The following is a 23485-nucleotide window of genomic DNA, read 5'->3' as shown; positions in this document are numbered from 1 at the left end:
CCGCAAGCAGTGGGGCCCTTCGACATCGTGCCCGGTGAGGCACTGGCGGAGGATACGAGATTCGAACTCGTGAGGGGTTGCCCCCAACACGCTTTCCAAGCGTGCGCCCTAGGCCACTAGGCGAATCCTCCGCGGCAAACAATACAAGACGTTTGAGGGTGCTCGCGAACACGTTCCCCGGAGATCGTTCCCGACCCTCCCCGGGGCGGGCAGCGGGTGGACGGCGGGGGGCGGGTATCGGCTAAGGTGGGCGTCAGCCCCTCACGTGGCGCTATCTGACTGAACTCCCCCAGGGCCGGAAGGCAGCAAGGGTAGGTCGGCTCTGGCGGGTGCGTGGGGGGCCCTTGCGTGTCCGGGTGTGGTGTCCCACCGGGCGCCCGGTCCCGGGGCGGGACCGGTTGTCGGTCCGCCCCGATAACCTCGTATGTGTGTCGTCCCTTGCGCTGTACCGCCGCTATCGCCCCGAGTCCTTCGCCGAGGTCATCGGTCAGGAGCATGTCACTGACCCGTTGCAGCAGGCCCTGCGGAACAACCGGGTCAACCACGCGTACCTGTTCAGCGGGCCGCGAGGCTGTGGGAAGACGACCAGCGCGCGCATCCTCGCCCGCTGCCTGAACTGCGAGCAGGGGCCCACGCCGACCCCCTGCGGTGTCTGCCAGTCCTGCCAGGACCTGGCGCGCAACGGGCCGGGGTCCATCGACGTCATCGAGATCGACGCCGCATCGCACGGAGGCGTGGACGACGCCCGTGACCTGCGGGAGAAGGCGTTCTTCGGGCCCGCGTCGAGCCGGTACAAGATCTACATCATCGACGAGGCGCACATGGTCACCCCGGCAGGGTTCAACGCCCTGCTGAAGGTGGTCGAGGAGCCGCCGGAGCACCTCAAGTTCATCTTCGCGACGACCGAGCCCGAGAAGGTCATCGGCACGATCCGGTCGCGTACGCACCACTACCCCTTCAGGCTGGTTCCCCCCGGGACGCTCCGCGGCTATCTCGCCGAGGTGTGCGGCAAGGAGAACAGCTCCGTCGAGGACGGCGTGCTGCCCCTCGTGGTGCGGGCCGGTGCGGGTTCCGTGCGTGACTCGATGTCCGTCATGGACCAGCTGCTGGCCGGCGCGGGCGACGACGGTGTGACATACGCCATGGCGACGTCGCTCCTCGGCTACACGGACGGGTCCCTGCTGGACTCCGTCGTCGACGCCTTCGCGGCGGGCGACGGGGCGGCGGCCTTCGAGGTCGTGGACCGGGTGATCGAGGGCGGCAACGACCCCCGCCGCTTCGTCGCCGACCTCCTGGAGCGGCTCCGTGACCTGGTGATCCTGGCCGCCGTGCCGGACGCCGGGGAGAAGGGGCTCATCGACGCGCCCGCCGATGTGGTCGAGCGGATGCAGGCCCAGGCCTCCGTGTTCGGAGCCGCCGAGCTGAGCCGCGCCGCCGACCTGGTCAACGAAGGGCTCACCGAGATGCGCGGGGCGACCTCGCCCCGGCTCCAGGTGGAGCTGATCTGTGCCCGGGTGCTGCTGCCCGCCGCCTTCGACGACGAGCGTTCGCTCCAGGCCAGGCTCGACCGTCTGGAGCGGGGGGCGTCCTTCGCTGCGGCCGGGCCCGGTCCCGCCCTGGGATACGTGCCGGGACCCGAAGCCCATGGGGCCGGCGTCGGGATGCCCGCCGGGGGCGCCGGAGGCCCTGCCGCGGCCCGGGCAGCGGTCCGGGGCGAGGTGCCGGGCGCCGCTCCCGCCGACGTCGCCCCTCCCGCACCCGCGCCCGCGGAGCCCGTGGCTCCTCCGGCAGCCGGGCAGCCCCAGCCGGCCGCGGCGTACGAAGCGCCACCCGTCCAGGAGCCGCCCGCGCCCGCCGGCCAGCGCCCCGGAGCCTGGCCCGCCGCGGCCGGAGCCGGCAGCGGCGCGGGCGGCACGGCGCGCCGTCCCGGCGGCTGGCCCACCGCGTCCACCCCCGGCAGCGGGGTGCCGCAGGCCCCCGCTCCCGCTCCCGCTCCCGCCGCGCAGGCACCGGCCCCCGCCGCGCAGGCGCCCGCGCCTGGCGGACAGGACATGGCGCAGGGCGCCGCACAGGTGCGGAACATGTGGCCCGACATCCTCGAAGCCGTGAAGAACCGGCGCCGGTTCACCTGGATCCTGCTCAGCCAGAACGCCCAGGTCACCGGCTTCGACGGCAGCACCCTGCAGATCGGCTTCCTCAACGCCGGCGCCCGGGACACGTTCTCGAGCAGCGGCAGCGAGGAGGTGCTCAAGCAGGCGCTCTCCGAGCAGTTCAACGCCAAGTGGCGGGTCGACGCGATCGTCGACCCGTCGGGCGGCGGCGGTCAGCCCTCCCAGGCCGGCGGAGGCGGCGGCCGGCCTCCGGCCGCCCCGTACCAGCCCCCGTCCGCTCCGCCGGCCCCGTCGTACGACCCCGGGCCCGCGGCCCCCGTCCAGCAGACTCCGCCGCCCTCGCCACAGCCCCCGCCGGAGCGGTCCGGGCGGTCCGAGCCGTCCTCGTACGACAGGGCGGCCCCCGAGCCGCAGCGGAACGTCGCACCCGAGGACGACACCGCGGAGGCGGACGATCCCGACCTGGTCGACTCCGCGCTCTCCGGCCACGACCTGATCGTCCGCGAGCTGGGCGCCACGGTCGTCGAGGAATTCACCAACGAGTAGCGGTCCCCGACTGCCCCAGCCCCGCCCGCCCCAGCCCCGCCCGCCCCGGCCCCGCCCGCCTCTGCCCCTGGCCAGTTGCGTCCCCGCCCAGCTGCGTCCCCGCCCCGCTGTGCCCGCGTCCCGTCCGGCTCCGGCCCGTCCGGCTCCGCCCCGGCCCGGAGCCCGGCCCGGAGCGCGGCCCGGGAGCCGGACGGGACACGGGCGGGAGCGCGGGGCCGGGAGCGCCCCCCCCCGCTGTCCACGGACCGGCGCCCGTCGAGGCGTCCGGCCCCCGGCGGCTAGGCTGCACCCCGTGAAGGTCCTCGTCATCGGCGGCGGCGCCCGCGAACACGCCCTGTGCCGCTCTCTCTCCCTCGACCCCGATGTCACCGCTCTGTACTGCGCCCCCGGCAACGCCGGAATCGCAGAGGTGGCCGAACTGCACCCGGTCGACGCACTCGACGGCGAAGCCGTCGCGCGCCTCGCCACCGAGCTGGGCGCCGAGCTGGTGGTCGTCGGCCCGGAGGCACCGCTCGTCGCCGGTGTCGCCGACGCCGTGCGCGCGGCCGGCATCCCCTGTTTCGGCCCCTCGCGCGAGGCCGCCCTGCTGGAGGGCTCCAAGGCGTTCGCCAAGGACGTCATGGCGGGTGCCAACGTCCCGACCGCCCGCAGCTACGTCTGCACGACCCCCGCGGAGATCGACGAGGCGCTGGACGCCTTCGGCGCTCCGTACGTCGTGAAGGACGACGGCCTCGCGGCCGGCAAGGGTGTCGTCGTCACCGACGACGTCGAGGCCGCGCGTGCCCATGCCCTGGCCTGCGACCGCGTGGTCATCGAGGAGTTCCTCGACGGCCCCGAGGTGAGCCTCTTCGCGATCACCGACGGCACCACGGTGCTGCCCCTGCAGCCGGCCCAGGACTTCAAGCGCGCCCTGGACGGCGACGAGGGCCCGAACACCGGTGGCATGGGTGCCTACTCGCCGCTCCCGTGGGCGGACCCGAAGCTGGTGGACGAGGTTCTCCAGACCGTCCTGCAGCCGACCGTCGACGAGCTCCGCCGGCGCGGCACCCCGTTCTCCGGCCTGCTGTACGCGGGCCTCGCGATCACCTCGCGCGGTGTCCGGGTCATCGAGTTCAACGCCCGTTTCGGCGACCCGGAGACGCAGGTCGTCCTGGCGCGCCTGAAGACGCCGCTGGCCGGGGTCCTGCTCGGCTCCGCCGAGGGCACCCTGGACGCCGTCCCCGCGCTGACCTGGCGCGACGACGCCGCCGTCACCGTGGTCATCGCTTCCCACAACTATCCGGACACGCCCCGGACGGGGGACCCGATCGAGGGCCTCGCCGATGTGGAGGCACAGGATGCGCCGCACGCGTTCGTCCTGCACGCCGGCACCCGGCGGGACGGCGACGCGGTCGTCAGCGCCGGAGGGCGCGTCCTCTCCGTCACGGCGACCGGCAAGGACCTCACGCAGGCCCGTGAGCGCGCCTACGCCGCGGTCGGCCGGATCCGGCTCGACGGTTCCCAGCACCGTACGGACATCGCCCGTAAGGCCGCCGACGAGGCCTGAGACCCCCTCGTCCCCGTGCCCGGCACCTTCCCGGAGGTGCCGGGCACAGGTGTGTCCGGGACGCCTCGGAGCCCCTGGAGGGCGCCGGGGGTCCCGATGCCCGCGTCTGTCCCGCCGGCGGGAGGGGAGGGCCGCCGTATCACCGAACGGCTGTGGGCCCACCCGTCAGCAGCTTTGCCCAAAGCCATTCCATCGGGTGACGGCTCGGCCATCCGGATGACGCCCGCCGGGGCCCCAACTAGGGTGCGGCGCAGGCGTTCCGGCACTTGGCCCACCGGCATTGCGATGTCGGTGTCGGGTGCCACAGTGGGGGAGTGACCAACACCGTCGCGGGGGCAGAGGGGGTGACGTCCAGCCGTGTCCGGTACCGGTTCGGTTGAGGAGCTGGGTGCGCACGCAGCGCAGGCAAGAGCCGCGGCCCTGCTGCGCGTCCGCAGCAGAGCCACGGCCCTGGCGATCCTGCCGGCGGGCGTGGCCGTCGTGCTGCTCGTCGCGGCCGCCCAGGGGCACATCGGCCCGGGCGTGTGGTCCACGGTCAGCTGGGTGGTGACGGCCTGCGCGGTCGTCGTCCTGCTGGTCGCCGCGGCGGTGGCCGTCGCGGTGGCGCGCGCGAGGCCCGCCGTCAGCCCGACGGTGCCCCTCACCGAGGCCGCCGCTCCCGATCTCTACCGGCTGGTCAGGGACCTCGCCGACCGTCTCGAGGTCCCGGCGCCGTCGGCCATAGCGCTGACTCCGGACTGCGACAGCTGGCTGGAGGACCGTACGCATCCCGCCGCCCAGCCGGGGGCCGAGGTGCTCAAGGGGCTGGCCGGGGCGCGCCGGGGCCGCCGGGTTCCCGCGGCGCCCGTCCTGGTCATCGGCTCCCCCTTCCTGTGGTGGATGAGGGTCGCCGAGCTGCGCGCGGTGCTGGCACCGGTCGTCGCGGGCACCGGGCCGTCCGCCCATCCCGACATAGCCGCCGCCCGCCGGTTCGTCCGCGGTCTGGACGCCGCGGTCGCCGACGCGGCCCTGCCCGGACAGGGCGTCGTACGCCGGATCTCCTCGGCCTTCGTGGGGCGGGTCGCCAGGGTGATGCTGCGCGGCTGCCGCGGCCACGCTGCGGAGATGGAGCGCTGTGCCGCCGCCGCCGCGTCGGGCCGCGCCCAGGAGGTGGACTACGGGCTGCGGATCGTCGCCCAGGAGCAGGTCGGGCTGGCCTACGCGGGCTGGGACCGGCTGCTGACCCGGGTCGCGCTGCCCGCCTGGCGGATGGGGCGCTGGCCCTCCCGGTTGGACGCCGGCGTCGTCTCGGCGCTCACGGAGCTCTCCCGGCGCGACCGGCTCGCCGAGGGCTTCACCTCCCGGCTGGGGGAGCGCCCCGCCTGCGATCTGATCGAGGAGCCGGGCGCGGCCGACGAGGCGGCGTCCCTGCTGGCCGCCCGTCTCTTCCACGGCGGACCGGCGGAGGCAGGCCCCGGCTGGTCCCCCGTGGACTGGCAGCAGTACCCGGAGGAGGTCGTGGACCGGAAGTGGCGTACGGAGGCCGCCCGGCTGCACCGGGTGCTCGACGCCATGGGGGTGGCCACCAGCGTCTCCGTGGGGGCGCAGGGCGCCGCGGCGGGCGCCGACGGCTCCGCGGTCCCGACCCTGGCGCGGGTCATCGACCACCTGGCCACGCCGGGCGCCGACAGCGAGGCGCTCGCGGCGGGGATCGGCGCCGCCCTCGCCCACGACGAGGAGAAGGCGGCACCACGGCCCCGGACGGGCGGCGCTTCCGCTCCGGAGGGCGGGCCGGCCGCAGCGGGCACCGACCCGCTCGACCTCTGGGGGCCCGTCCCGCTGCCGCTCTTCCCCCTCCAGCCGCCGCGTACGGGCACCGAGCTGCTCACCGACCATGTCGTGGCGATGGTGTGCTGCGCGGCCGTGGACACGGCGGGGGCCGCGCCCGGGCTCGACTGGCTCGACGGCCCCGCGCTGCTGGTCGACGGCGGCCGCAGGTCCGACCTCGGTGCCCCCGTGCTCACGCTCGTCGAGGACGGGGACGCCGAGCCCCTGCTCTCCTGGCTCACCGCGGTCGGGGTCCGCACCGACAAACCCGTACGCCTGGGCTGAACGGTGCCTCCGGGGCGGGGGACTCCGTGAGTTGCACGGTCGTGCGTTCACGTGAATGGTGAAATGTCCCGTATATCCCCTCAATGCGCGGAAGATCAGGCTCCGTTCACGTCAATTCGCGACGAACGGTGACGGTGTGCGTGCGTAATGTGATGTGCTGGGGGTGGCGTCGGCGTCCGGCGCGATCGGATGTGTCGGGGGACGAGGGAGGGGTGCGGGATGGGGGCGGAGCAGATCCGGCGATGGGAATCGGGTGCCCTCGCGCACGCCGTCAGCGACCCCTTCGGGCAGGGCCCCCTGCCCTGGCTGCGAGGCAGTGAGAACTACTTCGACGACACCGGTCATGTCGTCCCCTGGTACGCCGACCCCGACCTCGGCCGCGGCGGAGTCGGCGGCGGCACACGGACCGCCGACGACGTGCGCCAGCAGATCAAGGGCTTCGTGTCCCCCGGTGCCGCGGCCCCCGGGGAGGCGATCGACTTCCACATCACCGTGGACCCGCCCCAGCAGTTCTCCGTCGACGTCTACCGCATCGGGCACTACGGGGGCGACGGCGCCGCCAAGATCACCACGAGTCCGCGCCTCTCCGGCATCGTCCAGCCGGCGCCGCTGGCCGCGGAGCGGACGGTCTCCTGCCATCACTGGTGGCTCTCCTGGCGGTTGCAGATCCCCAGCTACTGGTCGGTCGGCGCCTATGTCGCCGTCCTCACCACCGCCGACGGCCACCGCTCCCACGTCCCCTTCACCGTCCGCGACGACCACCCGGCGGACCTGCTGCTCCTGCTGCCGGACGTGACCTGGCAGGCGTACAACCTGTACCCGGAGGACGGCCGCACCGGCGCGAGCCTCTACCACGCCTGGGACGAGCAGGGCCGGCTGCTGGGCGAGGAGGACGCCGCCGTCACCCTCTCCTTCGACCGCCCCTACGCGGGTGCGGGCCTGCCCCTCCACGTCGGCCACGCCTACGACTTCATCCGCTGGGCCGAGCGCTACGGCTACGACCTCGCGTACGCCGACGCCCGCGACCTGCACGCCGGGCGCGTCGACCCCAGCCGCTACCGGGGCCTCGTCTTCCCCGGCCACGACGAGTACTGGTCGGTGCCAATGCGCCGCACGGCCGAGCTCGCCCGGGACACCGGCACCTCGCTCGTCTTCCTCTCGGCCAACACCATGTACTGGCAGGTCGGCCTCGGCCCGTCGGCCTCCGGCGTCCCCGACCGGCTGCTCACCTGCCGCAAGCGCCGTGGGCCGGGCAGAGCCGCGCTCTGGCGCGAGATCGACCGGCCCGAGCAGCAGCTCCTCGGCATCCAGTACGCAGGCCGGGTCCCCGACCCCCACCCCCTGGTCGTACGGAACGCCTCGCACTGGCTCTGGGAGGCCACCGGTGCGGCCGAGGGCGACGAGATCGACGGGCTGGTCGCCGGCGAGGCGGACCGCTACTTCCCGCGTACGGCGCTGCCCGAGCACGAGAGCCGCATGCTGCTCGCGCACTCCCCTTACGCCGACGGCGACGGGGCCACCCGGCACCAGGAGACCTCGTTGTACCGCGCCCCGTCCGGAGCGCTCGTCTTCGCCTCCGGCACCTTCGCCTGGTCCCCTGCGCTGGACCGCCCCGGTCACGTCGACCCCCGTATCCAGAGGGCCACGGCCAACCTGCTCGACCGGATCTGCAAGCGCGACTGAGCCGTGGCCTCGGTGCTGTCACGCACCGGCCGCGGGAACAGGCGTGCGGGCCGCATCCAACTGCCCCGGCCCGCTTGCCCGTCGGCACGGAACGGTGTCGTCCGCGGAGACGGAGGCCTGCGCCGTCGATGGCGGACCGGATGGGGCCCGGGGGCGTCCCTCGCCCGATGCGGGCGACCCCTGTCGTCGAGCCCCCTCCGTATGCGGGACAATCGGAACGACTCCTGGATCAACCTACGCGGAGGCAGCGTGTCCGGTTTCGTAGAAAAGCCCGAGCCCGTGCAGGTGCCGGGGCTCACCCACCTGCACACCGGCAAGGTGCGCGACCTGTACCGGAACGAGGCGGGCGACCTCGTGATGGTCGCCAGCGACCGCATGTCCGCGTACGACTGGGTCCTGCCCACCGAGATCCCGGACAAGGGCCGCGTGCTCACCCAGCTGTCGCTGTGGTGGTTCGACCAGCTCGCCGATCTCGTCCCCAACCACGTGCTGTCGACGGAGCTCCCCGCCGGGGCCCCCGCCGACTGGGCCGGCCGCACCCTCGTCTGCCGCTCGCTGCGGATGGTCCCCGTCGAGTGCGTGGCGCGCGGCTATCTGACCGGCTCCGGCCTGGTCGAGTACGACGCGACCCGCACGGTCTGCGGCCTCGGCCTGCCCGAGGGTCTCGTCGACGGCTCCGAGCTCCCGGCCCCGATCTTCACCCCGGCCACGAAGGCCGCGGTCGGCGATCACGACGAGAACGTCTCGTACGAGGAGGTCGCCCGCGAGGTCGGCCCCGAGACGGCGGCCGTGCTGCGCCGCACGACGCTGGACGTCTACGGCCGCGCCCGCGACATCGCCCGGGAGCGCGGCATCATCCTCGCCGACACGAAGTTCGAGTTCGGCTTCGCTCCCACCGCGGACGGCGGTGAGGAGCTGATCCTCGCGGACGAGGTGCTGACGCCGGACTCGTCGCGCTTCTGGCCGGCCGGGAGCTGGGAGCCCGGCAGGGCGCAGCCCTCGTACGACAAGCAGTTCGTGCGGGACTGGCTGACCTCACCGGCCTCGGGCTGGGACCGCCGCAGCGAGCAGCCGCCCCCGCCGCTGCCGCAGGAGATCGTCGACGCCACCCGGGCCAAGTACGTGGACGCGTACGAGCTTCTGACCGGCACCGGCTGGCCCGCCCAGGGAGTGTGACGGAAGAAGGCCCCGGTCCTGAGGACCGGGGCCTTCTCTCTGGAGCGGACGACCAGGTTCGAACTGGCGACCTCAACCTTGGCAAGGTTGCGCTCTACCAACTGAGCTACGTCCGCGTGCGCCGCAGCGCGCTGCCTACTATACCCAACCTCTCTCGCGTGCGAGACGCACCGCCGCATGACGGTTCTCCGCACCGAGCTTGGAGACGGCGGCCGACAGGTAGTTGCGCACTGTTCCCTGGGAGAGCGACGCCCGCTGCGCGATCTCCGCGACCGGCGCCCCGTCCGCCGCCAGTTCCAGCACCTCGGCCTCACGGGCGGTCAGCGGGGAGTCCCCGGCGGAGATCGCGTCGGCCGCCAACTCCGGGTCCACATACCGGTTCCCCGCGTGCACCGTGCGGATGATCTCGGCCAGCCGTCGGGCGCTGACGGTCTTCGGCACGAACCCGCGGACGCCCGCCTCCAGCGCCCGTTTCAGATTCCCCGGCCGCCCGTGACTCGTCACGATCATGGTCCGGCAGCCGGGCAGCGCGTCCCGCAGCGATGTGGCGACCTTCACACCGTCGGCGCCCGGCATCTCCAGGTCCAGGACGGCCACGTCGGGACGGTGGGCCAGCGCCATCGCGAGCGCCTCGGGGCCGGTCGCGGCCTCGGCGACCAGCACGATGTCGTCCTCCAGCGCGAGGAGCGCGGCCAGCGCGCCCCGGATCAGGTGCTCGTCGTCGGCGAGCAGCACGCGGACGGTCTCGGGAGCGGGCGTCATCATGTCTCCAGCGGGGGGTGTGCGGGCTTCCGCGGCGGGGGCAGCGGGACCTCGGCGGTCAGATGGAAGAGGCCGTCCCCCGTCGGTCCCGCCTCCAGCGAGCCGCCGACGGCGGCGAGCCGCTCCCGGAGCCCCGTGAGACCCGAGCCGCCACCGGGGAGGACGGTCCGCCCGGGGGTCACCCCGTCGTTCTCCACCACCAGGCGGACCTCGTCCCGGCCGGTCTCCAGCCGGATGGCGCACCGCTGGGGATCCCCGTGCCGCAGCACGTTGGTGGCCGCCTCCCGCACGGCCCACCCGAGCGCGGACTGCACCGCGGAGGGAAGCTGCTGCCCGCCGTCGCCGTGGACGGCGACGGAGATACCGGCGGCTTTCAGGACGCCCTGGGCGCCCAGGAGTTCCGTGCCGAGGTCGGCCTCACGATAGCCCCGTACGACGTCACGGACCTCCTGCTGGGAGGCACGCGCGATGCGCTGCACCTCGACCATCTGGTCCAGGGCCGTGGGCTTTCCGCGCTGCGCGAGTTCGACGGCCAGCTCGCTCTTCAGGGCGATCACCGCCAGGTTCCGGCCCAGTACGTCATGCATGTCCCGTCCGAACCGCAGCCGTTCCTCGGCGACGGCCAGCCGGGTCTCCACGTCCTGGGCGTCGCGGAGCTTCGCCATCACGTCCAGGGTCCAGGCGGAGAGCCGTGCGGTGACGGCGAACAGACCGGCGCTGAAACACACCCCGAGGAAGGTCTGGAGCACGAGGGGCGCGCTGCCGCCGGTCAGCCGGACACCGCCGCTCATCGCCGCCGCCAGGACGGCCAGCGCCCCCGACGACACCCACACGGGTGTGATCAGGGCGAGGGAGGCGAAGAGCGGCATGGTCGCGGCGGCCAGGGCGAGTGTCAGCTCGGGAAACTTTTCCGGCCCGGTGTACGTGCCGAGTGCCAGCAGGCCCGCCGTGTTCGTGAGCATCAGGCCGGCACCGAGCGCCGGCCAGGTCCGTCCGAGCGGACGGCGCCCCAGATAGCTCTCCAGGGACCCGCCCATCAGGCGCACCGAGCAGACGCCCTGGGCGATCCCGGCCAGGAGTGTTCCGGCGATCAGCGCGACGGGCGCGCCGGAATGGCGCACCGGCCGTGTCACCGAGAGCAGCACCGGGCACACGAGCGACATCCACGTCAGGGTGTGCAGGGTGCCGCGCGTGTAGAGGTCGATCTTGTCGTACCCGCTGCGGCCCTTCCAGCGCCGCACCTGTCCCCACACCCACATTCTCCGTATCCTCCCCGGCCCCGTCGGGCTCAGTCACGAGGATCCCATCGGAACCACCGCCGGACGGCGAACACCGCGATCCCCGTCCAGGCCAGGGCCGTCATGACCGCGCCGAACACCTCCCCGCCCGCAACGCCGCCCAGCCAGCCCGCGCGTACGAGCGTCATCACCCCGGTCAGCGGCAGCAGTTCGCACAGCGACGCGGCCAGGTCCGGGAGGATCTCCAGCGGCACGAAGAGCCCGGAGCCCAGCAGCGAGACGAGGAAGAGCGGCAGCGTGGTCAGCTGGGCCGTCTGCACCGAACGGGTCAGGACGGACGTCGCCGCGGCCAGCACGGCCATCAGCACGAGCCCCAGCAGCAGGCCGAGGACCAGCAGCCCGGGCCGTCGCGGCGCGGAGAGACCGAAGGCGAACGTGCCGGCCACCACGATCAGCACGCACTGGACGAGGGCCAGCAGCGCCGCCGGGAGGGCCGTGCCGGTGAGGATCTCGTGGTCGGAGACCTCCCCGGTGCGGAGCCGCTTCAGGACGAGCTCCTCGCGCCGGGCCACATAGGCGGCGACGAGGTTCATGTAGACGACCTGGAGCAACACCATGCCGATGCCACCGCTCAGGGACGCCCCGGCGACGGTCAGCCCCGATCCGCCGAGATCGATCTGTTCCAGCGTGGACTTCATCACGAGGATCAGCGCCGCCGGCATCAGCAGGGCGACGAACACCGCCGTCCTGTTCCGCACGAGGAGTGTCACCTCGGCCCGTCCGAGTGCGCCGAGCCGCCCTGCGACCGTGGTTCCCGTCATGCCGCCGTCACCCTCTCCGTCTCCGTGTGCGTCTTCGCGATCTCGAGGAACGCCTCCTCCAGGGAGGCGGAGCGTGCGTCGAGCCCCAGCAGTTCCACGCCCGACTCGTGCGCCCAGCGCAGCAGTTCGTGGAGCGACTGCTGGAGCGTCCGCGTGCGGATGTCGACGTGCCGTCCGTCGGCGTCCCCGCGCAGCGCCGGAGGGAGCTGATGGGCCGACACCCCTTCCGGGAGTCCGAACCGGATCCGGGCGGGCCGGGCCGCCGTCACGTCCGCGATCGTGCCCGAGGTGACGACCCGACCCTGATGCATGATCGCCAGGCGGTCGGCGAGCGCCTCGGCCTCCTCCAGGTAGTGCGTGGTCAGCAGGACGGTCGTGCCACCGTCCCGCAACTCCCGCACCAGCCGCCATGTTTCGCGCCTGCCCTCGGCGTCGAGACCTGTCGTCGGCTCGTCCAGGAAGAGGACCTCGGGCCGGCCGAGCAGGGCGAGTGCCAGGTCGAGACGACGGCGTTCGCCGCCGGAGAGCTGCTTGACCCGGACCCGTGCCCTCGCCGTGAGGCCCACCAGGTCGAGCGCCTCGGCGGGAGGCCTGGCCCCACCGGTGCAGCCGGCCCACATCCGCAGGGTCTCGGTGACGGTCAGATCGGAGGGGAAGCCGCCCTCCTGGAGCATCACGCCGGTGCGGGGCCGGACGGCCGCCCGCTCGCGCCAGGGATCGTGGCCGAGCACGCGGACCGAGCCGCTGTCGGGGCGGGCCAGTCCTTCCAGCAGTTCGACCGTGGAGGTCTTGCCGGCTCCGTTGGTCCCGAGCAGGGCGAAGAGCTCACCGCGTCCCACGGAGAACGAGACCCCGCGCACCGCCTCGAAGCCTCCGGCGTAGAGCCGCCGGGCCTCGGTCGCCTCGATCACGGCGCCGGGCGTCCCGCTGCCGGCCGGGGAGAAGTTGTCGTCGGTCATGGTCCAAGGCTTCCGCCCGGCGGAGCGCGCGGGCAGTGCGCGGTGTCATCACTGCTCATGACAAACGTCATGGGTCGGCAGCCGGAAAGCCCGTCGGCATCAGGAAACGTCAAAGGCCCCGGTCGATATCGACCGGGGCCTCTGCGCGATGAGCGGACGACCAGGTTCGAACTGGCGACCTCAACCTTGGCAAGGTTGCGCTCTACCAACTGAGCTACGTCCGCATTGCTGCCACTCGGCTTTCACCGGCGGAGCGGTCACTACTCTACCTGATCCACTGAGTGGCCCGGTAAGGCAGTGCAGAGCGGGTGACAGGAATTGCACACTGCGCCTTCCCCCTGGAAGGGGGATGTTCTACTACTGAACTACACCCGCACGCTGCGTCGGACCCGGCTTTTCGGCCTTGCCCTTCGGCGTGCTCCAGACTCTAGCCGACCTGCAGGGGTGTTGTGCAAGTCGGCTCCCCGAGGTGGCGTGCGCGGCACCTGCGGGCGCCTTACCGGAATGGAACATTCCGGGCGTCGCCCTCAACTGGCGGCGTCGAACGCCTCGTAGACCTTCTTGGGGATCCGGCCGCGGGCCGGCACCTCCATCCGGTGCGAGCGGGCCCAGGCGCGCACGGCCGCCGGGTCGGGTGCCAGGGAGGTGTGGCGGTACGCCACCTGAGTCCTGCCGCGCTTGCCGGTATTTGTCTGCTTTCGGCCGGCCGAAACGTACGGCGCCAGCGTCTTGCGCAGCTTCTTTGCATTGGCGGGATTGAGATCGATCTCGTACGACTTCCCGTCCAGGGCGAAGGTGACCGTTTCCGCCGCTTCTCCCCCGTCGATGTCGTCGGAGAGTGTGACTACGACGCGCTGAGCCACGGATATCGGTCCTTTCCTGCGGCACCGTCGCGCCTGACATGCGCTGATGCCGGCCTTCCGGCGGCTGGGCGGATACGGATCGACTGGTGTCGACTGTTCCGGGGCAATCGTGCTTTCCCCGGTATTCATTTGTACAGCGGCAAGAGCCGCATTGTGAAGCCCGGCCAATTGCGTCCGCGTGTTGCCTCCGTGTGCCCGGGTGCAATCAGGGCGAAGATTTTTTTCCCAGGACTTTTCCCGGCGCTCTTGCGTACCGATATCGGGCCGTGATGTGGGCCGTCGCATATCTACCCGCGTAGAATTTCAGGGCAGGTACGCTGAGTGGACCCGCGGGGATCTGGGGAACCCCTCGGAGACACAGCCGCACCACACCACATCGGGAGTGCCAGTGGCACGCGTCGTAGTCGACGTCATGCTCAAGCCGGAGATCCTCGACCCGCAGGGACAGGCTGTGCAGCGCGCACTGCCCCGTCTCGGCTTCGACGGAATCGCGGACGTTCGTCAGGGAAAGCGTTTCGAGCTCGAGGTCGAGGGGCCGGTCGACGATGCCGCCCTCGCCCGCATTAACGAGATGGCCGAGACCTTCCTCGCCAACACCGTCATCGAGGACTTCACCGTCAAGGTGGAGGAGGAGAAGTGACCACCCGTATCGGCGTCGTCACTTTTCCCGGCACGCTCGACGACCAGGACAGCCTGCGGGCCGTGCGGATCGCGGGCGCCGAGCCCGTATCCCTCTGGCACCGTGACAAGGACCTCCACCAGGTCGACGCGGTCATCCTGGCGGGCGGATTCAGTTACGGCGACTACCTGCGCGCCGGCGCCATCTCGCGTTTCTCGCCGGTGATGGAGACCGTCATCGAGCAGGCGAAGGCCGGCATGCCGGTCCTCGGTATCTGCAACGGCTTCCAGATCCTGACCGAGGCGCACCTGCTCCCCGGCGCGATGCTGCGGAACAACCACCTCCACTTCATCTGCCGCGACCAGAAGCTGCGGGTGGAGAACGCGGAGACGGCCTGGACCTCGGACTACACGGCGGGCCAGGAGATCTCCGTACCGCTGAAGAACGTGGACGGCCGCTACACCGCCGACGAGCGCACGCTCGACGAGCTGGAGGCCGAGGGCCGCGTCGCCTTCCGTTACGCCGACGTCAACCCGAACGGCTCGCTGCGCGACATCGCCGGCGTCACCAACGCCGCGGGCAACGTCGTCGGTCTGATGCCGCACCCGGAGCACGCCGTCGAGCCGCTGATCGGCACCGGTCGCACCGACGGCCTGGGTTTCTTCACCTCGATCATCAAGAAGCTGGTCAACGCATGAGCCTGGACACGGTCAAGCACGCGGCCGAAACCCCGGACGCCGGGCAGCCCTGGAAGGAGCTCGGCCTCAAGGAGGACGAGTACGCCCGGATCCGCGAGATCCTGGGCCGCCGCCCCACGGGCGCCGAGCTCGCCATGTACTCCGTGATGTGGTCCGAGCACTGCTCCTACAAGAGCAGCAAGGTCCACCTCAAGCAGTTCGGCGAGAAGGTCCCCGCCAACGACGCGATGCTCGTCGGCATCGGCGAGAACGCCGGTGTGGTCGACGTCGGCCAGGGATACGCGGTCACCTTCAAGGTGGAGTCGCACAACCACCCCTCGTACATCGAGCCCTACCAGGGCGCGGCGACCGGCGTCGGCGGCATCGTCCGGGACATCCTGGCCATGGGTGCCCGCCCGATCGCGGTCGTCGACCCGCTGCGCTTCGGTGCGGCCGACCACCCCGACACCCGCCGGGTGCTGCCGGGCATCGTCGCCGGCATCGGCGGCTACGGGAACTGCCTCGGCCTGCCGAACATCGGTGGCGAGGTCGTCTTCGACGCCTGCTACCAGGGCAACCCGCTCGTCAACGCCGGCTGCATCGGCGTGATGAAGCACGAGGACATCCACCTGGCCCAGGCCTCCGGGCCCGGCAACAAGGTGATCCTCTACGGCGCCCGCACCGGCGGCGACGGCATCGGCGGCGTCTCCGTGCTGGCCTCGGAGACCTTCGACGACACCAAGCCCACCAAGCGCCCCGCCGTGCAGGTCGGTGACCCGTTCCAGGAGAAGCTCCTCATCGAGTGCACCCTGGAGATCTTCAAGGAGAAGCTCGTCGCGGGCATCCAGGACCTCGGCGGCGCCGGGCTCTCCTGCGCCACCTCCGAGCTGGCCTCCGCGGGTTCCGGCGGCATGCGCGTCGAGCTGGACACCGTGCCGCTGCGCGACTCCTCGCTCTCGCCCGAGGAGATCCTCATGAGCGAGTCGCAGGAGCGCATGTGCGCGATCGTCGAGCCGCAGCACGTGGACCGCTTCATGGAGATCTGCGAGAAGTGGGACGTCATCGCCACCGTCATCGGTGAGGTGACCGAGGGCTCCCAGCTGGAGATCTTCTGGCACGGCGAGCAGATCGTGGACGTGCCGCCGCGGTCCGTGGCCCACGAGGGCCCGACGTACCACCGGCCGTTCGCCCGTCCGTCCTGGCAGGACGCCCTCCAGGCCGACGACGCCGGGAAGCTGGCCCGTCCGGCGAACGGCGCGGAGCTGCGCGAGCAGGTCCTCAAGCTGGTCGGCTCCCCGAACCAGGCCTCCAAGTCCTGGATCACCGACCAGTACGACCGCTTCGTGCAGGGCAACACCGTGCTGGCGATGCCCGAGGACGCCGGCATGGTCCGGATCGACGAGCAGTCGAACCTGGGCGTGGCGATGGCGACCGACGGCAACGGCCGTTACGCCAAGCTCGACCCGTACACGGGCGCGCAGCTCGCGCTGGCCGAGTCCTACCGCAACGTCGCGGCGTCCGGCGCCAAGCCGCTCGCCATCTCCGACTGCCTGAACTTCGGTTCGCCCGAGGACCCGGACGTCATGTGGCAGTTCGCCGAGGCCACCCGTGGTCTCGCGGACGGCTGCCTGGAGCTGGGCACCCCGGTCACCGGCGGCAACGTCTCGCTGTACAACCAGACCGGCGAGACGGCGATCCACCCGACGCCGGTCGTCGCCGTCCTCGGCGTGATCGACGACGTCACCCGGCGCACGCCGGTCGCATTCGCCGAGGAGGGCCAGCTGCTCTACCTCCTGGGCGACACCCGCGAGGAGTTCGGCGGTTCGGCCTGGTCCGAGGTCGTCCACCAGCACCTGGGCGGCATGCCGCCCACGGTGGACCTGGGCCGCGAGAAGCTGCTCGGCGAGATCCTGATCTCGGCCTCCCGCGACGGCATGATCGACGCGGCGCACGACCTCTCCGACGGCGGCCTGGTCCAGGCGGTCACCGAGTCCTGCCTGCGCGGCGGGAAGGGTGCCCGGCTGGTCGTCCCGGACGGGCTGGACGCGTTCACCTTCCTGTTCTCGGAGTCGGCCGGCCGCGCGGTCGTGTCGGTCCCGCGCAGCGAGGAGCTCCGCTTCAACGACATGTGCGGTGCGCGGGGTCTGCCCGTCGCCCGGATCGGTGTCGTGGACGGCGAGGAGATCGAGATCCAGGGCGAGTTCAGCATCCCGCTGAGCGAGCTGCGCACGGCGCACGAGGGGACCCTGGAGGGTCTGTTCGCCTAGGTTCTTCCTGTACCGAAGCCCCCGTCCGGGTCGACCGGACGGGGGCTCCGTCGTTCCCTCCGCACCTGTTGATCGGTATTCCGTAATTACGTAAGGTGAATGTCATGGAGCTCGAGGAGCGCGTCGCCGAACTGGAGCGACGCCTCGCGGTGCTGGAGTCGGCTGCCGGGAGCGGGAAGCCGGAGCTGGGGGTCGGGGACTTCTGGGCGCTGGACGGGCTGAAGGACCAGCTCGACCACGTGGGGGAGGCGGCCGCCGACGGCGGGGTGCTGTTCACGGGCTCGGTGCAGCTGCCGGCCGGCGAACGGTACGAGTGGCAGTACGGGGCCCTGACCGCGGGGCTTCTGGGGAGCACCGACGAGGACCGTCCCGACTGGGGGGAAGCCGCCGAACCCCTGGCCGCGCTCGGGCACCCGGTCCGGCTGCGGCTGCTCCGCGAGGTCCTCGGCGGCCGGCGTACGGCTGCCGAGCTGGCCGGCCTGGACGACACGGGCACCACCGGCCAGATCTACCACCATCTGCGCCTGCTCACCGGCGCGGGCTGGCTGCACACGACCGGGCGGGGGCGCTACGAGGTGCCCGGCGCCCGGGTGGTGCCGCTCCTGGTGGTGCTCACGGCCGCCCGGCCCTGAGCGGCCGCACATCGAGACCGAGGGGGACCCCGTGTCCGCACGCAAGGCCGCGATGGTCCTCCACCGTCTGTGCTGGCTCGCCTTCGTCGTGCTGCTGGTGGCCGACGTCGCCGCCGGGAGGCTCGTCCCGTTCTGGGTGGTCCTCGTGCCCGCGGCGGCCGCGATCCTCATCGGCCTCCTGGTGGACCGCAGGGGTGCGGGCCCCGCGGCGGACCGGCCGGCCGTCGAGGTGGGCCCGCCGGTGACCGGGCGGTGGAGCGCGCTCAACAGCCCGGCCGACAAGGTCCCCAGCCACGGCACCCACGGCTACGGGCAGACGTACGCCATCGACATCGTCGCCGAACCGGAGGAGGGGAGCCGTCCTCCCTTCCGGTGGCTGTGGCCGCTCGCCCGGTCCAACCGTGACTTCCCGGCCTTCGGCGCTCCGCTGGTCGCGGTGGCCGACGGCACCGTCGTGCGCGCCGGCGACGGCATGCGCGACCACCTCAGCAGGAACTCCGGCCCGGCGCTCGCCTATCTCCTGCTGGTGGAGGCGCCCCTGCGCGACATGGCGGGCGCCCGCTGGATCGTCGGCAACCACCTCGTGCTCGACCTCGGCGACGGGACGTACGCCGCGTACGCCCATCTCCGGCGCGGGTCCCTCCAGGTGCGGGCGGGCGACACCGTACGGGCGGGGCAGATGCTCGCCCGGTGCGGGAACTCGGGCAACTCCACCGAGCCGCATGTGCACTTCCAGCTGATGGACCACCCGGATCTCGACGTGGCCCGGGGGATCCCGTTCACCTGGCGGGGCATCGGTGTACCGGCCGGCGGAGAGATCTTCGCCGCCGGTGGGGACGTCGGCGCCGACTGGTAACTTGCCGGGCGTCACGCGTCGTCGCCGTACGGGGGTCTGTCATGGACGAGACGAACACGGCCGGGGTGTCCGGGCCGGCGGGGGAGCCGCCCCGGCGCTCGCAGAAGGCGTTGAATGCACTGTTCTGCCTGGTCGCCGTGGCCGGTATCGGCCTGAGCGTCTGGGCCGTCGTCACGCAGCTGTCCGACCTCGGCGCCCGGTCCGAGAGCCGGGAGCGCATCGAGGCGGAGTGCGGTGGCCTCGTCGATCCCGACCTGGTGCTCGGGCTGAACGGCGGCACCGACCGGGTGGAGCTCGCGGACCGCTACCGGATCGACACCGCGCGGCGGGTCAGCAATTGCGTCGTGTACCGGGTGGGCGGGCCGGGGACGACGTACGGGCACTTCGCCCTGACCCTCACCGTGTACCCGGCCGACCCGAACGACGACGAACGCCGGGTCGTCCTCGACGACGAGCCCTTCGACCTGCGCCGGGGTGGTGCGGACGACATCACGGCCGCGGCCGACCACGCCGTGCCCCACCCCCTGGGCGACGGCGGCCTCGGTGAGTACGAGAGCCACATGGTGACGGCCAGGGCGCTGTGCGCGGACGGTGGCCGGGTCTCCTCCGTCGAGGCCTCCGCCATCGCCAAGTACGCGGACGTGGCGACGCCCGAGGACCGCCGTACGCTCGCCGGACTGGCGCGGCGGGCAGTGGAGAAGGCCGCCGAGGAACGGGGATGCGCGTCCGAACTCCCCGCCCTGCCGGCCGAGTTCCGTGCGCCGGTGTTCACCCTCGGCCCGGCGGACGGGGTGGGAGGCACGTGTGCGTGGTACGGCCGTCTCATAGCCGCCGAGGGGCGTGGCTCGCTTCCCGACCGCGCGCTCGCCGCGCCGGCCGGGAAGGCGAGCGCCCACGACGCCTGCCTGCTCGCCCTCGGCGAGGACGGGACCCGGAGGATCTGGCCCGCCTACGAGAAGACCACGGAGCGCCCCCGGGACCTCGCCGTCGTGCTCGCGAACGCTCCCCTGTGGGTGAAGACCGAGACGATCGTCGGCGACGGCACCCGGGGCCTGCGGACCGGCCTCCAGGACATGACGCCGATCCGTCCCGGCACCGCGGGCAACGACGGGTTCACCTGGTGGGCCTCCTCCGTCTGCGACGGCCGGCCCGCCCTGCACCTGATGCAGGTGTCGTACCCGTACGACCGCATCCTCCGAGGCCGGCTGGAGTCCCTGTTCCGGGCGTACGCCGACGACGCGACGGAGCGCCGGGGCTGCACCGGCGTCGTCCTCCCCGGGGCGGCCGACTTCGGCAGGAGCTGAGCCGGGCTGTCGGACCCGCCGGTTAGTCTCGCCCTCATGCCACCGGCCAAGAAGCGCCCCCGCGCCTACGACGTCACCCGGACCCGGACCGCCGTCCTGGCCCAGTTCGCCCACGTGCGGGACTCCGTGCGCGCCCTGACGCCCGAGCAGCTCGCGCTGCCGGGGCCGGGGGAGTGGACGGTGCGGGAGCTCGTGGCGCACATGACCATGGCGCTGGAGGGGGTCAGCCGCGCCATGGAGCTGCCGGAACCGGCCGGCGGGCCCAAGCCCGGGACCGCCCTGCTGGAGTGGCCGTTCTCCACGGCGGGCAGGGCGAGGGGCATCGCCGACGGCGCCCGTGAGCTCGCCGCCGGGCATCCCCGTCTCTCCGCCCTCTACGACGCGACGGCGGCCCGGTTCGAGGAGCTGGTGCCCGTCACCGCCGCCGGTGACCGGCTGGTGTCCACCCCGGCCGGCACCATGCGGCTGGGCGACTTCCTGGTCACCCGCACCGTCGAGCTCGTCGTCCACACCGACGACCTCCACCGGGCGACGGGCCTCGACATCCCCTACGACCGGCAGGCGCTCGCCGCCTGCACCCGGCTGCTCGCCGACGCCCTGGCGGACAGGGCGCCCGGCGGCTCCGTCGAGGTGCGCGTCCCGCCGTTCGCCGTCGTCCAGTGCATCGGGGGTCCCAAGCACACCCGGGGGACCCCGCCCAACGTCGTGGAGACGGATCCGCTCACCTGGATCCGGCTGGCCACCGGGCGCACGGGGTGGGCCGAGGCGCTCGAATCCGCGCAGGTCAGCGCGAGTGGCGAGCGGGCCGATCTCGCCCCGCTCCTTCCGCTGATGGGCTGAGGGGGAACCGGATCGGCCACTCGATCCGTCCCAACGCCATGCGCACACAACGTATGACCGTCAGCGTCCTGGCCCTCCTCACCCTCGCCGCCTGCGGTACGGAGTCGGGTTCCGGAGCGGGATCCGGGGACTCCGGGGACGGCAGCGGCACCGTGCGGACGGAGGCGCCCGTGACCGGTGTCCACTGGAAGGTGTCCTCCCTGACCGCCGGCGGGAGGAGGACCGCCGCTCCCGAGGGCGCCCACGTCGAGATCGACTCCCGGGGGAAGGCCACCGGCAGTCTCGGCTGCAACCGCTTCACCGCGGACGTCCGCATCGAGGGCGGCGCGATGACCGTCGGGCGGAGCACGTCCACGGACATGGCGTGCGAGGAGGACGTGCAGAAGTTCGAGACGGCGATGGGCCGTGTCTTCAGCGGCGAGCTCCAGGCCGATGTGGCGGGCCGGAGCGGCGGGAGGACCCTGACGCTGACCACGCCCGGAGGCGACTCGATAGCCCTCACCTCCGAGCCGTCCGCGCCTCTCACCGGCACCGACTGGAAGGTCACCGGCCTGGTGTCCGGCAGCACCGTCTCCTCCCTGCCCGCCGGTACGGAGGAGAAGGCGCACCTCATCTTCGGCAAGGGCGGCTCGGTGGAGGGCAGCCTCGGCTGCAACTCCTTCCACGGCAAGGCGACCGTCTCCGGCTCCACCCTCACCTTCGGCCCGCTCGCCTCCACCAGGAAGATGTGCCCCGGCCCCGAGATGGAGCTGGAGCGCGCACTGCTGGGCGTGCTGGAGGGCAGCGCGACGTACACGATCGACCACCGCTCCCTGTCGATCGAGGCGGAGAGCGGCAAGGGACTCGACGCGACCGCCCCGCCGGCCGGGAAGTGACCGGCCGGGGCGGGGTGCTCGGCTCCCTCAGTGCCTCATGAGCCCGTCGGATAGGGCAGCAGGCCGGAGTCCGTCCTCTCCCACGCCGCCCTCAGCCCGGCCAGCCGCTCCGGTTCGGCCGCCGCGCGGTCGGCCTGTTCGCGCCGATCGTCGGCCAGGTTGAACAGCTGGTCGGCCCCGCCCTTCCCCCGGTAGTACTTCCAGTCGCCCCGCCGCAGCGCCCGCTCGCCGCGCACCCGCCAGAACAGGTCGCGCTCCTCGGGCACTTCGCCCCGCAGCAGATATCCGGCGAGGCTGACGCCGTCCAGCGGGTGGGCCGGGTCGGGCCGCGCCCCACCGAGTTCCAGCAGGGTCGCCGTCCAGTCGGGCGAGTACACCGGGACGTCGCTGACCTGGTGGCCGTCGATGCGCGCCGGCCAGCGCAGCAGCGAGGGGACCCGGATGCCGCCCTCCTGGAGCGAGCTCTTGTTGCCGGAGAGCGGCCAGTTGTAGGAGAACCGCTCGCCCCCGTTGTCACTGGCGAAGAAGACCAGGGTGTCCTCCTCCTGGCCCGACCGCTTCAGCGCTTTCAGCACCTCGCCGACCGAGCGGTCCAGGTCCTCGACCATCTCCTTGTACTTCTCGACCGAACCGCCGTCGGCGTGCCAGAGGGCCGACCGGTCACCGGCCTTGATCCGGCGGACGATCTCGGCACTCGCCTCGGTGTCGCCGTCGGCGATCCACGGCCAGTGCGGGGTGGTGAAGTTCAGATTGAGCAGCCACGGCTTGTGGTGATCACGCTGCACGTACTCGCTCGCGCGCTCGGTCAGGATCCGGGTGTAGTAGCGCAGGTCCTTGTACTCGGCATCGCCCTCGTACAGGTCGTACTCGCCGCCCAGGCCGAGCTTGGAGTAGTACTCCAGGGCGCCGCCGAAGTTCCCGAAGAACTCGTCCCAGCCCGAGCGGGTAGGGCTGTAGTCCGGCAGGTATCCGCAGTGCCACTTGCCGATGAGCGCCGTGGCGTAGCCGGCGCCGCGCAGCAGGGACGCCAGCGTCGGGTGGGTGGGTTCGAGTCCCACGGACCTGTCGGCGATGGGCTCGGCGAGCCCGCCCTTCGTACGTCCCGGGTAGCGCCCGGTGTAGAGGCTGAAGCGGGTGGGGGAGCAGGTGGCCGACCCGGAGTAGGCGTCGGTGAACCGCACGCCCTGGCGTCCCAGCTTGTCCAGGTGGGGTGTGCGGATGTGCGGGGCGCCGTACGAGGAGAGGTCCGCCCACCCGAGGTCGTCGCCGAGGATGAACAGGATGTTGGGGCGGCGCGCGTGCTTGCCGAGGGCGGCGCGGAACGGCCGCTCACCCGGGGCGCCGCCGGGTGCGCTCGCAGAGGCGGCGGACGCCGGGGCGGTCTGCGCCCCCACGGCGGCGGCCGCGGCGGTCGCGCCCACGGCGGTGCTGAAGGCGCGCCGGCTCAGGGGCGGGCCGGAACGTTCATTCGAAGGTGTGTTCGAAGTGCGCGAGGTCATGAGGTCTCCAGGGCGGGCCCCGGCCACCGGCAGGGCGGCGGGGCGCGAGGGGGATGGGCACGGCGGAGCCCGTCAGGTGCGGGCGCGCACGGCGGCGGACCCGCCCCTGGGGGGCGGAGG

The 23485-nt window shown here is 72.6% G+C and carries 19 protein-coding genes, 4 tRNA genes and 1 other RNA gene; 14 read left to right on the top strand and 10 right to left on the bottom strand.

Annotated elements, in window-relative coordinates; all coding sequences use genetic code 11:
- Positions 1 to 43: 43 nt before the first annotated feature.
- Positions 44 to 131: transfer RNA gene (locus ACFC51_RS24470), tRNA-Ser, on the bottom strand.
- 121 nt (positions 132 to 252) lie between these two features.
- Here ACFC51_RS24470 and ffs point away from each other — a divergent pair.
- The 6 genes from ffs to ACFC51_RS24440 all read left to right on the top strand — a co-directional run bounded on the left by ffs (position 253) and on the right by ACFC51_RS24440 (position 9153).
- Positions 253 to 349, top strand: an RNA gene (gene ffs, locus ACFC51_RS24465) — signal recognition particle sRNA small type.
- A 79-nt stretch (positions 350 to 428) separates the two neighbouring features.
- A complete protein-coding gene (locus ACFC51_RS24460; RefSeq protein ID WP_376530758.1) occupies positions 429 to 2657 on the top strand; it encodes a DNA polymerase III subunit gamma and tau in 2229 nt (742 codons plus the stop codon).
- Positions 2658 to 2949: 292 nt separating this feature from the next.
- A complete protein-coding gene (purD, locus tag ACFC51_RS24455; protein ID WP_376530756.1) occupies positions 2950 to 4203 on the top strand; it encodes a phosphoribosylamine--glycine ligase in 1254 nt (417 codons plus the stop codon).
- A 357-nt stretch (positions 4204 to 4560) separates the two neighbouring features.
- Positions 4561 to 6294: a hypothetical protein gene (locus tag ACFC51_RS24450; RefSeq protein WP_376372048.1), complete on the top strand. Its 1734-nt coding sequence runs from the start codon at positions 4561 to 4563 to the stop codon at positions 6292 to 6294.
- Positions 6295 to 6513: 219 nt separating this feature from the next.
- Positions 6514 to 7977, top strand: a complete 1464-nt coding sequence (locus ACFC51_RS24445) for a N,N-dimethylformamidase beta subunit family domain-containing protein (RefSeq protein ID WP_376372045.1) — start codon at positions 6514 to 6516, stop codon at positions 7975 to 7977.
- 249 nt (positions 7978 to 8226) lie between these two features.
- Entirely contained in the window at positions 8227 to 9153 is a 927-nt protein-coding gene (locus tag ACFC51_RS24440) for a phosphoribosylaminoimidazolesuccinocarboxamide synthase (protein ID WP_376372042.1), read from the top strand.
- A gap of 40 nt (positions 9154 to 9193) precedes the next feature.
- Here ACFC51_RS24440 and ACFC51_RS24435 read toward each other — a convergent pair.
- The 8 genes from ACFC51_RS24435 to ACFC51_RS24400 form a co-directional block, all read right to left on the bottom strand.
- Positions 9194 to 9269 (bottom strand) — tRNA-Gly (locus ACFC51_RS24435).
- A gap of 22 nt (positions 9270 to 9291) precedes the next feature.
- A complete protein-coding gene (locus ACFC51_RS24430; RefSeq protein ID WP_376372061.1) occupies positions 9292 to 9915 on the bottom strand; it encodes a response regulator in 624 nt (207 codons plus the stop codon).
- The gene (locus ACFC51_RS24425; protein ID WP_376530754.1) at positions 9915 to 11174 is read right to left on the bottom strand and encodes a sensor histidine kinase; all 1260 of its coding nucleotides are present in this window, start codon (positions 11172 to 11174) and stop codon (positions 9915 to 9917) included. Before ACFC51_RS24425 ends, ACFC51_RS24430 begins: the two co-directional genes overlap by 1 nt.
- Before the next feature lie 29 nt (positions 11175 to 11203).
- Positions 11204 to 11974 carry an ABC transporter permease gene (locus ACFC51_RS24420; protein WP_376372037.1) on the bottom strand — a complete coding sequence of 257 codons (771 nt, stop codon included), beginning with the start codon at positions 11972 to 11974 and terminating at the stop codon, positions 11204 to 11206.
- Positions 11971 to 12933, bottom strand: coding sequence for an ABC transporter ATP-binding protein (locus ACFC51_RS24415; protein WP_376530751.1), 963 nt, complete (start codon positions 12931 to 12933; stop codon positions 11971 to 11973). Before ACFC51_RS24415 ends, ACFC51_RS24420 begins: the two co-directional genes overlap by 4 nt.
- Before the next feature lie 151 nt (positions 12934 to 13084).
- Positions 13085 to 13157, bottom strand: a tRNA-Gly gene (locus ACFC51_RS24410).
- Between the two features lie 79 nt (positions 13158 to 13236).
- Positions 13237 to 13308 (bottom strand) — tRNA-Gly (locus tag ACFC51_RS24405).
- Positions 13309 to 13460: 152 nt separating this feature from the next.
- Entirely contained in the window at positions 13461 to 13796 is a 336-nt protein-coding gene (locus ACFC51_RS24400; protein WP_376530749.1) for an Lsr2 family protein, read from the bottom strand.
- 388 nt (positions 13797 to 14184) lie between these two features.
- On the opposite strand from ACFC51_RS24400, the gene purS reads away from it, so the two are divergent.
- From purS to ACFC51_RS24360, 8 genes are all read left to right on the top strand, one after another.
- Entirely contained in the window at positions 14185 to 14436 is a 252-nt protein-coding gene (purS, locus tag ACFC51_RS24395; RefSeq protein ID WP_033296931.1) for a phosphoribosylformylglycinamidine synthase subunit PurS, read from the top strand.
- On the top strand, positions 14433 to 15113 hold the full coding sequence (gene purQ / locus ACFC51_RS24390) for a phosphoribosylformylglycinamidine synthase subunit PurQ (protein ID WP_376530746.1): 681 nt from the start codon (positions 14433 to 14435) through the stop codon (positions 15111 to 15113). The genes purS and purQ overlap by 4 nt, the downstream gene beginning before the upstream one ends.
- Positions 15110 to 17359, top strand: coding sequence for a phosphoribosylformylglycinamidine synthase subunit PurL (gene purL, locus ACFC51_RS24385; RefSeq protein WP_376530743.1), 2250 nt, complete (start codon positions 15110 to 15112; stop codon positions 17357 to 17359). Before purQ ends, purL begins: the two co-directional genes overlap by 4 nt.
- 104 nt (positions 17360 to 17463) lie before the next feature.
- Positions 17464 to 17991: an ArsR/SmtB family transcription factor gene (locus ACFC51_RS24380; RefSeq protein ID WP_376530741.1), complete on the top strand. Its 528-nt coding sequence runs from the start codon at positions 17464 to 17466 to the stop codon at positions 17989 to 17991.
- A gap of 31 nt (positions 17992 to 18022) precedes the next feature.
- Positions 18023 to 18847 (top strand): M23 family metallopeptidase, encoded by an 825-nt coding sequence (locus ACFC51_RS24375; protein ID WP_376530738.1) that lies wholly within the window; start codon positions 18023 to 18025, stop codon positions 18845 to 18847.
- 41 nt (positions 18848 to 18888) lie between these two features.
- The gene (locus ACFC51_RS24370; protein WP_376372019.1) at positions 18889 to 20151 is read left to right on the top strand and encodes a hypothetical protein; all 1263 of its coding nucleotides are present in this window, start codon (positions 18889 to 18891) and stop codon (positions 20149 to 20151) included.
- 36 nt (positions 20152 to 20187) lie between these two features.
- On the top strand, positions 20188 to 20991 hold the full coding sequence (locus ACFC51_RS24365) for a sterol carrier family protein (RefSeq protein ID WP_376372016.1): 804 nt from the start codon (positions 20188 to 20190) through the stop codon (positions 20989 to 20991).
- 38 nt (positions 20992 to 21029) lie between these two features.
- A complete protein-coding gene (locus tag ACFC51_RS24360; protein WP_376530736.1) occupies positions 21030 to 21866 on the top strand; it encodes an META domain-containing protein in 837 nt (278 codons plus the stop codon).
- Between the two features lie 35 nt (positions 21867 to 21901).
- Here ACFC51_RS24360 and ACFC51_RS24355 read toward each other — a convergent pair whose 3' ends face one another.
- Positions 21902 to 23365 carry a sulfatase gene (locus ACFC51_RS24355; protein ID WP_376372011.1) on the bottom strand — a complete coding sequence of 488 codons (1464 nt, stop codon included), beginning with the start codon at positions 23363 to 23365 and terminating at the stop codon, positions 21902 to 21904.
- Between the last annotated feature and the right edge of the window lie 120 nt (positions 23366 to 23485).

It is taken from the genome of Streptomyces sp. NPDC055962 (assembly GCF_042270185.1).
Lineage (GTDB): Bacteria > Actinomycetota > Actinomycetes > Streptomycetales > Streptomycetaceae > Streptomyces.
Note: the sequence above shows the minus strand (reverse complement) of the source record. Positions and strands in the feature narration are given on the sequence as shown.

What these genes read in the sequence shown, in the direction of transcription:
- ACFC51_RS24445 (WP_376372045.1), top strand. Translation starts at nt 6,514, where the DNA reads ATGGGGGCGGAGCAGATCCGGCGATGGGAATCGGGTGCCCTCGCGCAC.
- ACFC51_RS24430 (WP_376372061.1), bottom strand. Translation starts at nt 9,915, where the DNA reads ATGACGCCCGCTCCCGAGACCGTCCGCGTGCTGCTCGCCGACGACGAG.
- ACFC51_RS24425 (WP_376530754.1), bottom strand. Translation starts at nt 11,174, where the DNA reads ATGTGGGTGTGGGGACAGGTGCGGCGCTGGAAGGGCCGCAGCGGGTAC.
- ACFC51_RS24420 (WP_376372037.1), bottom strand. Translation starts at nt 11,974, where the DNA reads ATGACGGGAACCACGGTCGCAGGGCGGCTCGGCGCACTCGGACGGGCC.
- ACFC51_RS24415 (WP_376530751.1), bottom strand. Translation starts at nt 12,933, where the DNA reads ATGACCGACGACAACTTCTCCCCGGCCGGCAGCGGGACGCCCGGCGCC.
- purL (WP_376530743.1), top strand. Translation starts at nt 15,110, where the DNA reads ATGAGCCTGGACACGGTCAAGCACGCGGCCGAAACCCCGGACGCCGGG.
- ACFC51_RS24380 (WP_376530741.1), top strand. Translation starts at nt 17,464, where the DNA reads ATGGAGCTCGAGGAGCGCGTCGCCGAACTGGAGCGACGCCTCGCGGTG.
- ACFC51_RS24370 (WP_376372019.1), top strand. Translation starts at nt 18,889, where the DNA reads ATGGACGAGACGAACACGGCCGGGGTGTCCGGGCCGGCGGGGGAGCCG.
- ACFC51_RS24365 (WP_376372016.1), top strand. Translation starts at nt 20,188, where the DNA reads ATGCCACCGGCCAAGAAGCGCCCCCGCGCCTACGACGTCACCCGGACC.
- ACFC51_RS24360 (WP_376530736.1), top strand. Translation starts at nt 21,030, where the DNA reads ATGCGCACACAACGTATGACCGTCAGCGTCCTGGCCCTCCTCACCCTC.
- ACFC51_RS24355 (WP_376372011.1), bottom strand. Translation starts at nt 23,365, where the DNA reads ATGACCTCGCGCACTTCGAACACACCTTCGAATGAACGTTCCGGCCCG.